This is a genomic window from Gordonia sp. GN26, assembly GCF_054823965.1.
Window position 1 is genome coordinate 1 of sequence record NZ_JSYC01000056.1, and the last position, 14,657, is coordinate 14,657.

14 protein-coding genes and 1 pseudogene are annotated in these 14,657 nt (G+C 66.6%); 10 read left to right on the forward strand and 5 right to left on the reverse strand.

Annotated features, from left to right (window positions below):
- Positions 1 to 225: pseudogene (locus OK17_RS13565) on the forward strand (hypothetical protein); the annotation flags it as partial.
- Positions 226 to 261: 36 nt separating this feature from the next.
- Complete coding sequence (locus OK17_RS13570; RefSeq protein WP_232716848.1) at positions 262 to 705, forward strand: hypothetical protein; 444 nt, start codon at positions 262 to 264, stop codon at positions 703 to 705.
- Here OK17_RS13570 and OK17_RS13575 read toward each other — a convergent pair.
- Together OK17_RS13575 and OK17_RS13580 are read right to left on the reverse strand one after the other, a co-directional pair.
- Positions 685 to 1,269, reverse strand: a complete 585-nt coding sequence (locus OK17_RS13575; RefSeq protein WP_232716849.1) for a GNAT family N-acetyltransferase — start codon at positions 1,267 to 1,269, stop codon at positions 685 to 687. The genes OK17_RS13570 and OK17_RS13575 overlap by 21 nt on opposite strands.
- A 1-nt stretch (position 1,270) precedes the next feature.
- Positions 1,271 to 2,725 (reverse strand): hypothetical protein, encoded by a 1,455-nt coding sequence (locus OK17_RS13580; RefSeq protein WP_461417751.1) that lies wholly within the window; start codon positions 2,723 to 2,725, stop codon positions 1,271 to 1,273.
- Between the two features lie 237 nt (positions 2,726 to 2,962).
- Here OK17_RS13580 and rpsF point away from each other — a divergent pair, with 237 nt between their 5' ends.
- From rpsF to rplI, 4 genes are all read left to right on the forward strand, one after another.
- Positions 2,963 to 3,244, forward strand: a complete 282-nt coding sequence (gene rpsF / locus OK17_RS13585; protein ID WP_004020660.1) for a 30S ribosomal protein S6 — start codon at positions 2,963 to 2,965, stop codon at positions 3,242 to 3,244.
- A gap of 116 nt (positions 3,245 to 3,360) precedes the next feature.
- On the forward strand, positions 3,361 to 3,882 hold the full coding sequence (locus OK17_RS13590) for a single-stranded DNA-binding protein (RefSeq protein ID WP_006868586.1): 522 nt from the start codon (positions 3,361 to 3,363) through the stop codon (positions 3,880 to 3,882).
- A 100-nt stretch (positions 3,883 to 3,982) separates the two neighbouring features.
- Positions 3,983 to 4,240 (forward strand): 30S ribosomal protein S18, encoded by a 258-nt coding sequence (rpsR, locus tag OK17_RS13595; RefSeq protein WP_005194109.1) that lies wholly within the window; start codon positions 3,983 to 3,985, stop codon positions 4,238 to 4,240.
- A 19-nt stretch (positions 4,241 to 4,259) separates the two neighbouring features.
- Entirely contained in the window at positions 4,260 to 4,715 is a 456-nt protein-coding gene (rplI, locus tag OK17_RS13600) for a 50S ribosomal protein L9 (RefSeq protein WP_232716851.1), read from the forward strand.
- 204 nt (positions 4,716 to 4,919) lie between these two features.
- Here the strand turns inward: rplI and OK17_RS13605 are convergent, their stop codons facing one another.
- Positions 4,920 to 5,585, reverse strand: coding sequence for a hypothetical protein (locus OK17_RS13605; protein WP_232716852.1), 666 nt, complete (start codon positions 5,583 to 5,585; stop codon positions 4,920 to 4,922).
- 575 nt (positions 5,586 to 6,160) lie between these two features.
- On the opposite strand from OK17_RS13605, the gene dnaB reads away from it, so the two are divergent.
- The 4 genes from dnaB (at position 6,161) to OK17_RS13625 (ending at position 12,895) form a co-directional block, all read left to right on the forward strand.
- Positions 6,161 to 8,410 (forward strand): replicative DNA helicase, encoded by a 2,250-nt coding sequence (gene dnaB / locus OK17_RS13610; protein WP_232716853.1) that lies wholly within the window; start codon positions 6,161 to 6,163, stop codon positions 8,408 to 8,410.
- 245 nt (positions 8,411 to 8,655) lie between these two features.
- Positions 8,656 to 9,966, forward strand: a complete 1,311-nt coding sequence (locus OK17_RS13615) for an MFS transporter (protein WP_461417752.1) — start codon at positions 8,656 to 8,658, stop codon at positions 9,964 to 9,966.
- 131 nt (positions 9,967 to 10,097) lie between these two features.
- Positions 10,098 to 11,426 (forward strand): DoxX family protein, encoded by a 1,329-nt coding sequence (locus tag OK17_RS13620; RefSeq protein WP_232716855.1) that lies wholly within the window; start codon positions 10,098 to 10,100, stop codon positions 11,424 to 11,426.
- A 131-nt stretch (positions 11,427 to 11,557) separates the two neighbouring features.
- Positions 11,558 to 12,895 carry a DoxX family protein gene (locus OK17_RS13625; protein ID WP_461417753.1) on the forward strand — a complete coding sequence of 446 codons (1,338 nt, stop codon included), beginning with the start codon at positions 11,558 to 11,560 and terminating at the stop codon, positions 12,893 to 12,895.
- Between the two features lie 9 nt (positions 12,896 to 12,904).
- Here the strand turns inward: OK17_RS13625 and OK17_RS13630 are convergent, their stop codons facing one another.
- Both OK17_RS13630 and OK17_RS13635 read right to left on the reverse strand, forming a co-directional pair.
- Positions 12,905 to 13,105, reverse strand: coding sequence for a hypothetical protein (locus OK17_RS13630; RefSeq protein WP_406566988.1), 201 nt, complete (start codon positions 13,103 to 13,105; stop codon positions 12,905 to 12,907).
- Between the two features lie 97 nt (positions 13,106 to 13,202).
- A complete protein-coding gene (locus tag OK17_RS13635; RefSeq protein ID WP_461417754.1) occupies positions 13,203 to 14,657 on the reverse strand; it encodes a wax ester/triacylglycerol synthase domain-containing protein in 1,455 nt (484 codons plus the stop codon).

A 14,657-nucleotide genomic window follows, 5' to 3' on the forward strand; every position in this document is an offset into this window, starting at 1 on the left:
AGAGCCTCCGACAAACCCGGGGCGTTTCACACCGACGATCTGCGCGTCGTCCACCGCTGGTTGTGCACGCTTTCCGCTTTGGCGCCGAGATCCGCTGAGGCGCAACCGGAATTCCGGGAATTGAGTCGAAAGATCAGCCAGGCGCTCAACGGTGAGGTCAGTGAGATCAACGGCGGGTTCGACGAGGACTACGTCTACGGCAGCTACCTCGGCCGTCGCCTCTGAGGGTTGAGGCGTGCCTGTCGTGGGTATGACCCGGATATGGCTGAGCGTGGCAAGGACATCCCGGACAGCACCGCAGAGGCGGTCGGCAAGGTGGGGGAGGCGCTCGAGTACGTCGAGCGCGCCCGCGGCCATCTCTACAGTTTCCACCAACTCATCGGGCATGCAGACCTGTTGCTCGGGGAGGCCGTGGACGCACTGCGCGAGGACGGGCACACCGACATCGCGGATGCGCTCGCGACCGAGATGGTCGGACGCAATGTCATCAACGGCCGCTGGACGTTCCAGGTCGTCGAGGAGTTCGACTCCACCTACTGGCAACCACTGCGCGAGCACGCCGATCGGGCGCGGAACGAGCTGACCGCCGGGATCGCACACCTCCACGAGGCGCGGATGAAAGAGGATCGACGGACGCACGGTCACCCCGACCACACCAAGGAGCCCGAGGGCAGGGAGCCCGGATCAGGCGGACATCCGCTGTAGCAGTACAGCTTTGGCGGCCGGCCAGTCGTCGTCGGTCATCGCGTAGAGCGCGGTGGTACGCCAGCCGTCACCGAACCGCCGGTGTTTGCGGAGCAACCCCTCGAATCGGGCGCCGAGCTTCTCGATCGCGGCGCGCGACCGCGCATTCTGCTCGTGGGTGTGCCAGGTGACCCGTACCGCGCCGCACTCCTCGAACGCGTGCCGCAGCAGCAGGTACTTCGCGGTCGGGTTGACCGTCGTCCCCTGAACGCGTTCGGCATAGAAGGTGTACCCGATGCAGGTACTCCGGTGGGTGTGGTCGATCTCGTAGAAGCTCGTCGACCCGACGACCTGACCGTCGTCGTTGTCGACCACTGCGAACGCCACGCGCACACCGGGGTCGGCGTTGGCTGCGTCGATGTAACGGTGGGCGGTGGTCAGGTCGACAGGGACGCCGGGAGACCAGCGGAACCGGTCCGGGTCATCCCCGACCACGCGGGCGAGCGCCGGAGCGTCGTCGACGGTCAACGGCCGAAGGGTGACCCGCTCTCCGACGAGTGGGCCCGTGCCCAACCAGGAACTCATGTCAGGCCCGGTCCGTGGCCGGTACCGGCCGGGTCGCAGGGCCCTGAGGGCGATCACCCGGTCCCGGGGCGCGGATCGTCCTCGACGCGAGCGGTTCCCGCAGCGGTGTGCGGGCGAGCGTGCCGATCAGGTAGACGAGCAGCACCGCGTGCACCCACACCGAGCCGGCGACACCGGTGAGCACCCACCAGGGCAGGGGATCGCCGGCGTCGCGGATGGGGAACAGGCGGAAGATCGTCAGGTCGAGGGCGATGTCGGTGAGCAGGTAGACGGCGATCACCTGCCAGCGGACCCGCATGAGCACGAAGAACGGGAGGATCCAGAGCGTGTACTGCGGTGAGTGGACCTTGTGGAACAGCATGAAACCGGCCAGCATCGCCCCGCTCACACCGATCCAGGGGAAGACGCCGATCCGCTCGTAGCGACGCCACCCCAGGTACATGGCCACGGCGAAGCTGACGAGGATCAGCAACGGCGACGCCACCCCGACGACCGAGTGGTAGGTGTCCGTCGTCCCGGTGACATAGCGCAGACCCCAGTACCAGATGGAGTTGGTGTCGACATCGGCGCGGCGCCGCCCCTGGAACGTCAGTGCCGCTTTCCAGCCGTCGAATCCGAGGACCATGAACGGCAACTGGATAGCGACGACGGTGACCACCGCGGCGCCGGCCACCCATGCGGCACCCACCCAGTCGAGGCCGCGACGCCCGGCGCGGCGCAGTCCACCGGCGCCCCCGGTCAGGACGTAGACGGCCAACGGCAGCACGAAGATTCCGGGATAGAGCTTGAGGCAGAACCCGATTGCGAGCAGCACGGCCGCCACCACGGCACAGGTGCGCAGCGGGAGTCGTCGTCGGCCCGTGCCGGGATCGATCGAGCCGCCCCACGTCATCACCGCGATCGCGGTGACCGCGGTCGCGACCACCGGCAACTCCCAGTTGTGGAAGGAGTACAGAACCAGCGGGGGAGTGGCCGCCCACAGCAGCGCCCACCAGCGGACCATCAGCGCCAGCATCACCGTGCTCGCGAATCCGAACGGTGCCAGCAGCAGTGCGGACTGGGTGAAGAAGGCAGTGTCGGTGTCGGCGCCGATGGCCCCGATGTACATGAACAGACCGGACAACACCGGGTACTCGACGACGCCGCCGAACAACGTGCCGTCCCCGGTGATCCCGCCGTGGATGTAGGGGAACACGTGGTTGTTGATGTCGCGGCCGAGCCACAGGTACATCAGGTCCGAGTAGCAGGGGATGAGACCGCCGGGATCGCCGGAGGGCCAGTTGGCACTGCGACCGTCGGCGTCGAACGGCGCCCCGCCGCAGCGGGCCTTCGCCTGAAAACTCCAGAACATCGTCGCCGCGGTGGCCAGCAGCGACACCAGCACGATGACCGCGGTCTCACCGCGGCCGGACAGCCACGGGAGCCGCGGAGGCGTACTGGTCCGCGGCTCCGACATGGCCAACAGAGTAGGTCGTCGCGTTCGATCCCTGCTCCGCGAGGTGCGACGTGCGAGGAGCTCGAGCGACGAGCCACGAAGTGCGCGGTCGTCACCAGCCGCTGAGCCGGTGCTCACGACCTCGGATTTCCGGGAAAACATCCTGGTCATGTATCTTGGACCGGTTGCCGACGCAGGCGACCCTCCTGCCACGGACAGTCCGTGGCCGACCTAGCCCATAGGAGGTGATGTGGTCTTATGCGTCACTACGAATTGATGGTCATCCTCGATCCGAATCTGGACGAGCGCACCGTCGCACCCTCACTCGATACTTTCCTCAATGTTGTCCGCAAGGATGGCGGTTCGGTGGATGGTGTCGACATCTGGGGCAAGCGCCGTCTTGCTTACGAGATCCTCAAGCACAATGAGGGCATCTACGCCGTCATCGATCTCAATGCCGAGCCCGCCACGGTTACCGAGCTCGACCGTCAGCTGAAGCTGAACGAGTCGGTTCTGCGCACCAAGGTCCTGCGGAAGTAATCCACAGGGTTTCTTGAACGTCTGAAGACGTCGGTACCGGGTTCTAGGGTTGACCCAGAAAATCCCGGTGCATGTCGATCAGCGAGTGCCCACCTACGACCCAAGGGGAAACACACATGGCAGGCGACACGGTCATCACCGTCATCGGCAATCTCACCGCCGACCCGGAACTGCGGTTCACGCCGTCCGGCGCAGCGGTTGCCAACTTCACGGTGGCTTCCACCCCGCGCACGTTCGACCGTCAGACCAATGAGTGGAAGGACGGCGAAGCGCTGTTCCTCCGCTGCAACATCTGGCGCGACGCCGCGGAGAACGTGACCGAAAGCCTGACCAAGGGTTCCCGGGTGATCGTGCAGGGACGGCTCAAGCAGCGGTCCTACGAAACCAAAGAAGGCGAACGACGCACGGTCGTGGAACTCGAGGTCGACGAGATCGGCCCCTCGCTGCGTTATGCCACCGCCAAGGTCAACCGCGCCTCGCGCGGCGGCGGTGGTGGCGGCGGTGGATTCGGATCCGGTGGCGGCGGCGGTAGCCGCGGCGGCGGATCGAACCAGCAGGTCGCCGACGATCCCTGGGGCAGCGCGCCTGCCAGCAGCGGCGGATCGTTCGGTGGCGGGGACGACGAACCACCTTTCTGATATCTCCCGGGACATCACGCTTCGTGCGTGAACAGTCCTGGACAGCCTCGGGCACGGCAGTGACCGAACCCGAAGAAGCATTGACTGGAGCAATACACACATGGCAAAGGCAAAGGCCAGCCGGAAGCCTCGCGTCGAAAAGGTCACCAAGACCAAGGCGTGCAGCTTCTGCAAGGACAAGAAGGCCGTCATCGACTACAAGGACACCGCGCTTCTGCGTCGTTTCCTGTCCGACCGCGGCAAGATCCGCTCGCGTCGCGTGACCGGTAACTGCGTGCAGCACCAGCGCGACGTCGCTGTGGCCGTCAAGAACTCGCGTGAGGTGGCCCTGCTGCCCTTCACCTCGACCAGCCGATAAGCGGAAAGGATCAGTTGACATGAAGCTCATCCTCACCGCCGCCGTGGAGAACCTCGGCGAAGCCGGCGACATCGTCGTGGTCAAGGACGGCTACGGCCGCAACTACCTGCTGCCCCGCGGCCTGGCCATCAAGGCCACCCGCGGCGCCGAGAAGCAGGTCGAGGGCATCCGCCGTGCGCAGGAGGCCCGCGAGGTTCGCGGTCTCGAGCACGCCAACGAGCTGAAGCAGGCCCTCGAGGGCCTCGACGCAGTCTCGCTGGACGTCAAGACCCACGACTCGGGCAAGCTGTTCGGTTCGGTCACCGCGGCAGACGTCGCCGGTGCCATCAAGACCGCCGGCGGACCCGTCGTGGACAAGCGCAACGTCGTGCTGCCCAAGGGTCACATCAAGGCCACCGGTAGCTACCCGGTCACCGTCACCCTGCACCCGCAGGTCTCGGCAACCGTGCAGCTCGCCGTCGTCGCCGCAGGCTGACCCCAGCGTCGAACACACAAAGGCCGGGTGGAAGAGATTCCACCCGGCCTTTGTCGTGTCTGACCTGCGGCCGAGGAGCGCTGCCCATCCTCCGCCGGCCGAGGAGCGCTGACCATCCTCCGCCGGCCGAGTAGCGCTGACCATCCCTCCGCCGGCCGAGTAGCAACGACCGAGCGCAGCGAGGACGCTGCGTATCGAGGTCTCCTACTTCGGCGCAGGTGGGTTGGCGGGCAACTGATTCCAGTACTGCAGCCGCGGCGGTAGGTAACGGGGCGCCGGATTGGCGCTGTGGGCGACGGCGTTGTTGCCCGGTCCGAGGGTGTCCCAGGACGGGAAGAAGAACTTGTGCCACGCGGGGGTGAAGATCAACGCCCGCTCGCCGGTGCGGCAGGCGACGACGTCGCGCCGCGGCACGGTGCAGGTGACCCCGGCGATGGTGACCCGTTTGCCGACGCCCAGTACCGGTGGCCGGAACCCGGTCTTCGAACCGAAGCGGTACGTCTGGTCTCGGTTGACCCACCACGGGCCCTGCTGGTCCGCCGTGATGGCGGCGCCGGTCGCGGTGGGCGGGGCGGTCGCGGGCCGGCCCTGACAACCCACGTAGCGGTAGGCCTGCCCGATCTGGCACATCCAGCGTCCGGTGGTGAAGAACGAGCGTCCGTTGTCCCCGTAGGCGATCGAGCGGAAGGTCGTCGGATCGACAGGCTGGTACCGCGACAGGTCGAATTCGACGGGCATCGTGGGACCGGGCGCGGCGTTCGCCGCAGGCGCTCCCAATGCGATCCCGGTCGCGACCGTCAGCGCGGCCACCGCACCGACCGTTCGACGGATGACCCCGGTTCCCAACCCCAACCTCGACACGATCGACATTGCATCACATGGATTCGGGTCGCGGTCGGCTATCCGGCGAGAAGGCGCGCAGCTGAGCACCTGCGTGACCGGCTGTTACGCAGATCACTCGGTAAATTCACCGAATTGTTCGCCACTCGTACTTGAACGGTCGTCGCAACACGCCCAAGTGACGACGCGCCGAAGAGTGGCGAAGGAATTTCAGTTTCTTGATTGTGGAAATCAATGCGCGCGCTGACCTGGTCAAACACAGTTGTTCACACCCGAATTCCTCAGGTTGTCCACAACGGGTGCACAATCGCTCCCCCGCTCATTCACACGTCGTCCACAAGTCCTCCCCAGATTCATCAACAGCCCGGTTTGAGTCGTCGTGTCGGAGGTCTTAGTGTCACGGCTCAGGTCTCAGTCCTGTTTTCGCGCGCCCGCCGGCAGTCGTTGTCGGAGCGTCCCGATAGGAAAGAGACGGACAGAGCAAGAGACAGAGCAGTACGTCGACACCGGAGACTCGCGAGGTGGCCTGCCGGGGCCGACACCACAGAGGTCGTAACCACTCGTCAGGGCGAGTGGTGCGAGCGTATGCGAGAGGTTAGACACACGTGGCTGTTGTGGATGACCGCGGGCACGGTCCTGCCGCCGGCGATCGGGAAGAACGAGGTCGAGGTCGAGGCGGGGACGACGCCCCACCTACCGAGGACTTCGGTAGGCAACCCCCGCAGGATCTCGCTGCCGAGCAATCCGTGCTCGGCGGCATGTTGCTGTCCAAGGACGCTGTCGCCGACGTCGTCGAGAAGATCCGTACGGCCGATTTCTATCGGCCCGCGCACCAGGCGGTGTTCGAGGCGATCCTGAGCCTCTACAGCAAGGGCGAACCCGCGGACGCGGTCACCGTCGCCGCCGAACTCGAGCGATCGGGCGAACTGAAGCGCATCGGTGGCGCGCCGTATCTGCACACCCTGATCTCGACAGTGCCCACGGCCGCCAACGCCGGCTACTACGCCGAGATCGTGGCCGAGAAAGCCATCCTGCGCCGTCTGGTAACCGCCGGTACCCGCATCGTGCAGTACGGCTACGCGGGCAACGACGGCCAGGATGTGGCCGAGGTCGTCGACCGCGCCCAGGCCGAGGTCTACGAGGTCACCGAACGCCGTCAGGCCGAGGACTACCTCCCGCTCGAAGAGCTGCTTCAGCCGACGATGGACGAGATCGACTCCATCGCCTCGCGCGGCGGCATCTCGCTGGGTGTGCCGACCGGCTTCGCCGACTTCGACAAGCTGACCAACGGTCTCCACCCGGGCCAGATGATCATCGTGGCCGCACGACCCGGCGTCGGCAAGGCGCTCGCCCTCGATACCCCGCTGCCCACGCCTTCGGGCTGGACGACGATGGGCAAGGTCGGGGTGGGCGACGAGCTCCTCGACGCCCACGGCCGGCCCACCAAGGTGGTCGCCGCGACCGACGTGATGACCGAGCGTCCCTGCTACGAGGTCGAGTTCAACGACGGCGCCGTGCTGGTCGCCGACGAGCAGCACCAGTGGGCGGCCGAGATCGACGGCGAGCGTCAGGTCGTCACGACGGCAGGCCTGCGCGCCCATGTGGGGTGTGCGGTCATCCGTAACAGCGCGCCACTCGAGTTGCCGCGCAAGCGTTTCGCCTACGGCCCGTACACCGTCGCGGCGCTGGCGGGGATGGCGTTCGACAATCCCGAGATCAGCATGCGCATCGACGCCGAAGGGCCCGTCGACGTGATGACGCTGATGGCCGACCTCGGCGGACGGATCCCCTACGAGTACCTGCGCGGCTCGATCGCTCAGCGCCGGGCGCTGCTGGCCGGACTGCTCGACGCCCGCGCCACCGTCGACGACGACGGCTGGATCACCGTGCCCGCCGCGACCCGGCACATGACCGCGGTCGTCGCCGACCTGGTCGCCGGTCTCGGCTTCAACTACAAGCGCTCGGCGACCGGTTGGCTGCGCGTCGACGCCGACGAGGACGTGTTCACCGTCCACCACAAGGCAATCCGGCACAAGGAACTCCGACGCAAGGCCGGCGTCCGCCGCGTCGTCGCGGTTCGCCCGGTGGACTCGGTGCCGGTGCGCTGCGTCGAGGTCGACAACGACGAGCACCTCTACCTCGCCGGTGAGGCGATGGTCCCCACCCACAACTCGACGCTGGCCATGGACTTCCTGCGCTCGGCGGCGATCGGACACGGCCTCACCGCGGCCATGTTCTCGCTGGAGATGAGCAAGACCGAGATCGTCATGCGACTGCTCTCGGCCGAGGCCAAGGTCAAGCTCGCCGACATGCGTGCCGGCACCATGAGCGACGACGACTGGACGCGGCTGGCCCGTCGGATGGGTGAGATCTCGGATGCGCCGTTCTTCATCGACGACTCGCCGAACCTCACGATGATGGAGATCCGCGCCAAGGCACGTCGTCTCAAGCAGCGCCACGACCTGAAAGTCGTTGCGGTGGACTACATGCAGCTGATGACGTCGGGCAAGAAGGTCGAGTCCCGACAGCAAGAGGTCTCGGAGTTCTCGCGTCAGCTGAAGCTGCTGGCGAAGGAGCTCGAGGTCCCGGTGATCGCGATCAGCCAGCTGAACCGTGGTCCCGAGCAACGAACCGACAAGAAGCCGCAGGTGTCCGACCTTCGAGAGTCCGGTTCGCTGGAGCAGGACGCCGACATGGTCATCCTGCTGCATCGCCCCGACTCGATCGAACGCGACGACCCGCGTGCCGGCGAGGCCGACATCATCGTCGGCAAGCACCGTAACGGCCCCACCGCCACCATCACCGTCGCCCACCAGCTGCACCTCAGCCGGTTCGTCGACATGGCGAGGGGCTAGTCGCGGGGCAGAGTCCCGCGTCCGCCGAAATCCGCCCCCGGAACCCACCCTCCAGCGGACCGCCGGCGACACAGTGTCGTCGGCGTCGCTACCGAGGGCGCATACCGGGGGCGCTTTTCGTCGGCGAGGCCGGAGACTGTTCGGCGAACCCCCCGTGCGGTGGGTCGCCGGTCAAACCGTTTGCGCCCACCCCGACAATGGTGAGGTGACCGAACGAATCCTGTGCGCGTGAACGTCGGCGACCGATGACCGCACCCGCGCGTTCGACCCAGGCCATGGTCATCTGGCTGGTCGCTCTCACGGTCTACTTCGTCGCGGTTCTCCAGCGGTCGTCGCTGGCGGTGGCCGGCTTGTTGGCGGCCGAGCGTTTCGACATCACCGCGTCGCAACTGTCGACCTTCGTGGTGCTGCAGATCCTGGTCTATACCCTGATGCAGGTTCCGGTTGGACTCCTGGTCGACCGGTTCGGGCCGCGGCGGGTGATGCTCACCGGGACGCTGATCCTCACCCTCGCGCAGTTCAGCTTCGCGTTCGCCGACAGCTACCCGTGGGCGCTGTCGTCGCGGTTCTTCGTCGGGATCGGCGACGCGATGACGTTCGTGTGCGTTCTGCGGTTGGTCACCAGTTGGTTCCCGACGAGGCGAATCCCGTTGATGACCCAGCTCACCGGGGTGCTCGGCCAGTTGGGTGCGGTGGCGGCGGCGATCCCCATGACGTGGGCGCTGTCGACCCTGGGCTGGACCCACGCCTACCTCGCCACCGCAGCGATGGGGGCAGCGCTCCTGTTGACGACGCTGGTGGTGGTGCGCGATTCGCCGGTGGCGCGCTCGGTGTCTGGCCCCATCCTCGGGTGGACGGGTATCCGGCAGAGTCTGGGTGAATCGTGGGAACACCCCGGGACCCGCCTGGGTTTCTGGATGCATTTCTCCACACCGTTCAGCGCCAATGTCCTCGGCCTGCTGTGGGGTTACCCGTTCTTCGTGGAGAGCCAGGGCCTGAGCGCCGGCGCCGCGGGTCTTCTGTTGACGATCATGGTGCTCGCGATCATGGCATTCGGTCCGGCGTTCGCGTGGCTGATCACCCGATCACCGTGGCACCGTTCGACGTTGGTCCTGGGGGTGATCGCGAGCATCGCAACTGCCTGGGCAGCGGTACTGGCGTGGCCCGGCGCGGCGCCGTTCTGGCTGCTCGTCGTCCTGGTGATCATCTGCGGGATGGGTGGTCCCGCGTCGATGGTCGGCTTCGACCTCGGCCGCACCTCCAACCCCGCCTCCCGCACCAACACCGCCACCGGGCTCATCAATCAGGCCGGTTTCCTGGCGACCCTCGTCACCGCGGGACTGATCGGCCTGATCCTCGACTGGCGAACCCCGGACGGCGTCGACGGTTACCCGGCCGAGGCGTTCACCTGGGCGATGGCCGCACAGTTCCTGCTCTGGGGACTGGGCGCGATACAGATCTGGCGATACCGCCGAAAAGACCGTGCACGGTTGCTGCGCGACGACCCGGAGCAATGGTCGCGCCAGTCCGGGCGCTCGATTCCCGAGCGGCCCTGACACCCATCGGGCCGAGCCCGGGGTCACGGCGGAGACAGAGTGCCCCCGGAACCGGACTCACCCGAAAGTAGGGGGTCCTCTCGGTCCTTTCACCGATGTGGCGGTACTGTTCCCCGTCTTAGCGTCGCCACATGACTGTGATCGATACGGCCCACGATCCGGAGGCCGCCCTCACCAGAGACCGTTCGACCCCCGCCCATTGGGGTCCCGCGAAGAAGGTGGCCTTCCGGTTTACCTTCACCTACACGGCGCTGTTCTGCCTCACCTTCGCGCAGATGACGTTTGTCTTCTTCGGCGCACTCGGAAACCTGTTGTCGGACAACGCGATAGTGTGGCAGATGGGAGCGCTGGCGCCGGTGGTGGAGTGGCTGGGCCGCAACCTCTTCGGGGTCGAGGCGGTGCTCGATCTGAACTCGGGAAGCGGTGACCAGACCGCGATCTGGGTCTACCTGTTCCTGATCGCCGTTGTCGCGGTGGTGGCCACGGCCCTGTGGTCGATTCTCGACCGGCGGCGGTCCGACTACGCCCGTCTCTGGTCGTGGACGACGCTCTTCCTTCGACTCGCGCTCGGCGGACAGATGCTGTTCTACGGGTTCGCGAAGGTCATCCCGTCGCAGATGGGGCCGCCGCCCCTCGCCGCGTTGCTCGAACCCTTCGGGGACTTCAGCCCGGCATCGGTGCTGTGGCTCCAGGTCGGGAGTTCGCCGATCTACGAGGTGCTGCTCGGCAGCGTCGAGGTGATCGGCGGCCTGCTGCTCTTCTGGACCCGCACGGCGACGCTCGGCGCGATCGTCAGCTTCGTGGCGATGGTCCAGGTGTTCATCCTGAACATGACCTTCGACGTCCCGGTCAAGATCCTGTCGTTCCATCTGGTCGTCTTCTCGCTCATCCTGCTGGCGCCGCAGATGCGAAACCTTCTGGATCTGTTCGTGTTCGGGCGATCAGCGCACCCTGTCGACCCGCCCGCGCTGTTCACGCGGGACAAACTCAACCGGTGGGTGGCGGGAATCCAGGCGGTTCTGGGCATATGGGTGGCGATCGGTGCGGCCCAGACCAGTTGGGCCGGTTACCAGGAGTACGGCGCCGGAGCCCCGAAGCCGGAGCTGTACGGAATCTGGTCGGTCCAGGACTTCCGGGTCGACGACCAGCTAGTGCCGCCGCTGACCACTGACGAGAAGCGTTGGCAGCGTGTGGTCTTCGACATCGGTGGTGCAACGACACTCCAGATGATGAACGGCGCACTGGTTCCGGTGTCGGCCGAGATCGCCGACGGCACACTGCAGATGCAACAACCGCACGCATCCCTGGCCGTCGACCGTCCCGACCACGACACCCTGGTGCTGTCCGGCGACCTCGACGGGAGTCCGACGACGATCGTCGCCCAACGGCTTGACCACGACGCGATGACATTGCGGAGCAGGGGATTCAACTGGGTGCAGGACGAGCCGTACTTCCGGTGAGCCCGGTGTCCCGGTCGTCGGCATCGAGTCATGCGCTCGGCTTTTCCCTGAGGACCCGCACCGGAAATCTCGGGGTGGGTTGGGCGACTTCCCTGATGTGTCGGATCACACCGCGGGCCTAGCGTCGCACTATGACTGCGATCGACACCACCATCCGAGAGTCGGTCTCTTCCCCGACCTCGGCGACGACACCTCCCGGTACATCGCCGGAATGGAGCGCCGCGAGAAAGCTGGCCTTCCGTTTCGTCTTCGTCTACACCGCGCTGTTCTGTCTGGCCCTCTCCCAGATCAGCTTCGTGTTCTTCGGGGTACTCACCGGGTTCCTGCCCGAGCGCTTGGCGCTCTGGCAGCTGGGGCTGCTCGCCCCGGTACTGGAGGCGCTGGGGCGGAACGTTTTCGGCGTCGACGCGGTGCTCACGAACTCCGGCAGCGGTGACCAGGCGGCGTTCTGGATTCTCTGGTTGCTGATCGCGGTGGTGGCAGTGGTCGCGACCATCATCTGGTCGGTCGTCGACCGGAGACGCCGCGACTACTCGCGCCTGTGGGCGTGGACCATGCTCGTCATCAGGTTCGCGCTCGGTGGCCAGATGCTCGACTACGGCTTCGCCAAGTTGATCCCGACGCAGATGCCCCAACCACCGCTCGCGACGCTCCTCGAACCCTACGGCGACTTCAGCCCGGCGTCGGTGCTGTGGATGCAGGTGGGGAGTTCCCCGGTCTACGAGATGCTGCTCGGCAGCGTCGAGGTTCTCGGCGGCCTCCTGCTGTTCTGGTCCCGCACCGCGATCCTCGGGGCGCTGGTCAGTTTCGTTGCGATGGTCCAGGTGTTCATCCTCAACATGACCTTCGACGTCCCGGTGAAGATCCTGTCGTTTCACCTGGTCCTGTTCTCGCTCATCCTGTTGGCCCCGTATGCCCGGAACATGGTGGAGCTGTTCGTCTTCGGCCGTTCCGCCACACCCTTCACCGTCCCTGCGTTGTTCACCCGCGACCACCTCAACAGGTGGGCGGCGGTCGCCCAGGTGGTTGTGGGGATCTGGGTGGCGATCGGAGCAGCGACGTCCAGCTGGTCGGACTACCGAGAACACGGTGGCGGCGCACCGAAGCCGGAGTTGTACGGCATCTGGTCGGTGCAGGACTTCCGCGTCGATGGCCGGGCGCTACCTCCGCTGACCACCGACGACCAGCGCTGGCAACGGATTGTCCTCGACTCCGGCGGGGCGACGACACTGCAGATGATGGACGGCGCTCTCGTCCCCGTATCGACAGAGGTCGACGGATCATCGCTTCTGGTCGAGGAGCCGCCCGCGGTGCTCGACATAGGCCGCCCCGATTACGGCACCCTCGTGCTATCCGGCGACCTCGACGGGACTCCGACGGTGATCGTGGCCCACCGGATGGACCACGACGCCATGACGTTGCGGAGCCGGGGATTCAACTGGGTGCAGGACGAACCGTACTTCCGGTGAGGTGCCGACTCAGAGCAGCAGCAGCCACACGAACCGCAGGACGAGCGCGCTGATCCCGAAGATCGCGACGCCGAGTAGCCATCGCCGGGCGCCGCGGTCGGCGCCGACCGGGTCGCGGCCTCGGCGGAGGTAGGTGAACGCCGCCATGACCGCGCACGCCGACGCGATCACGCCGGTCGTGAGAACGAGTACCAGCATGAACGTCGTCACGGTTGTACCCCGTTGTCGCCGAACTGGTCCGACCCCCAGACGTCACTTCGACGACGAGACCGCGATCGAAGTCGCATCCTCGATGCCGGTGGTCGCCTCACACCACCCGCTTCAGTTCGCCGGGCGTCACGTCGTCGTCCGCGGCCAGCGCGAGGACCTCGCCGAATCCGGCGACCAGGCACTCGGCGAACAACTCCTGGTCGGTGACCGCCGCGCCGTCGGAATTGATCCCGAGACAGGCTGTTCCGTTGTGAGTGATCATCGTGGCCATCATGGCGCAACCGGGCAGCGGGCCGAACGGGAACATGCGCTCGACCTTGGCGCCGGCGACGTAGGTCTCCCAAGGGATTCCGGGGACGTTGCTGGCCTGGAGGTCGTTCTGGCTCGTCGTGCCGCTGAACCGCATCAGGACCGTGCCGGGCAGCCAGGCCATCACCGAGCCGAGGGTGTTGAAGATGTCGACCGCCGGTTCGTGGCGGGCCTGGCGGACCTGCTCCCGGATGGTGAGCACGCGTTCGAAGGGGTCGGCGATACCGACCGGCCCGGCCAGGCGACCCACCGCGATGCGGTTACCACCTGCAGGATCCTCGGGACGGCGCACCGAGATCGGGATGGCCACCGGCATCGTCTCGATGGGCGTGCCCATCTTCTCGTGGTACAGGCGGAATCCGCCGATCAACCCGGCGAGGTAGACGTCGTTGATCGAGGATCGGGCCGCGGTCGCCGCGGCCTTCATATCGGCGAACGGCACCTCGAAGGCGCTGAACCGCCACGACAGACTGCGGTGGGCCAGCAACGGAGAACCAGGAGGGCTGACGAGGCCCGCCACCCGCGGGACCGAACGGCCGTAGCGCAGAGCGGTACTCAGCGCCTGGCGCGGATTCGTCAGCGCACGGATGCCACGGAACGTGGTGTCCAGGCGGTGCGGTACCCGGCGGACCTCTTCGGTGATCTGTCGCTGGATCAGGTCGATCGGCGTGATGTTCACCGGGTCGGGGCTCGGCGGTTGCGGTTTGCTCGGATTGTGCTCCCGCGTCGGCGAATGCAGCTGCGCCAGGCCGAGGATCGCACCGAGTCCGTCGGTGAGGGCGTGATGCGCCTTGAGAAAGTAGGCGGCCTTGCCGTCGGGCAACCCTTCGATCAGGTAGCCCTCCCACGGCGGGCGTGCGGAGTCGAGCGCGGTCATCGCCAGCTGCTCGCACGTGGTGAGCAGTTCCCGCATGCTGCCGTCGCCGCCCAGGCTGATCCGGCGCAGGTGGTAGTGCAGATCGAAGTCGGGATCGACTGCCCAGCTGGGGGTTCCGGTGCCGAAGGGGGAGTCGACCACCCGCTGACGGAAGCGCGGTGCCATCCGGCTCGCCCACTCGTGGGCGGCCACCAGCCGGTCCCAGTCGGGATCGCAGTCGTAGATCTCCAGCATGCAGATCGTGCCGCGCATACGACGATCCGTGTCGCCGCGCCACATGATGGTGTCCACGGCGCTCATGTGGGGGTCGCTCGCCCAGTCCAGGGGGCGGTCGGCGCCTTCGGTGAGATCAGCGTCGTCGGCCAT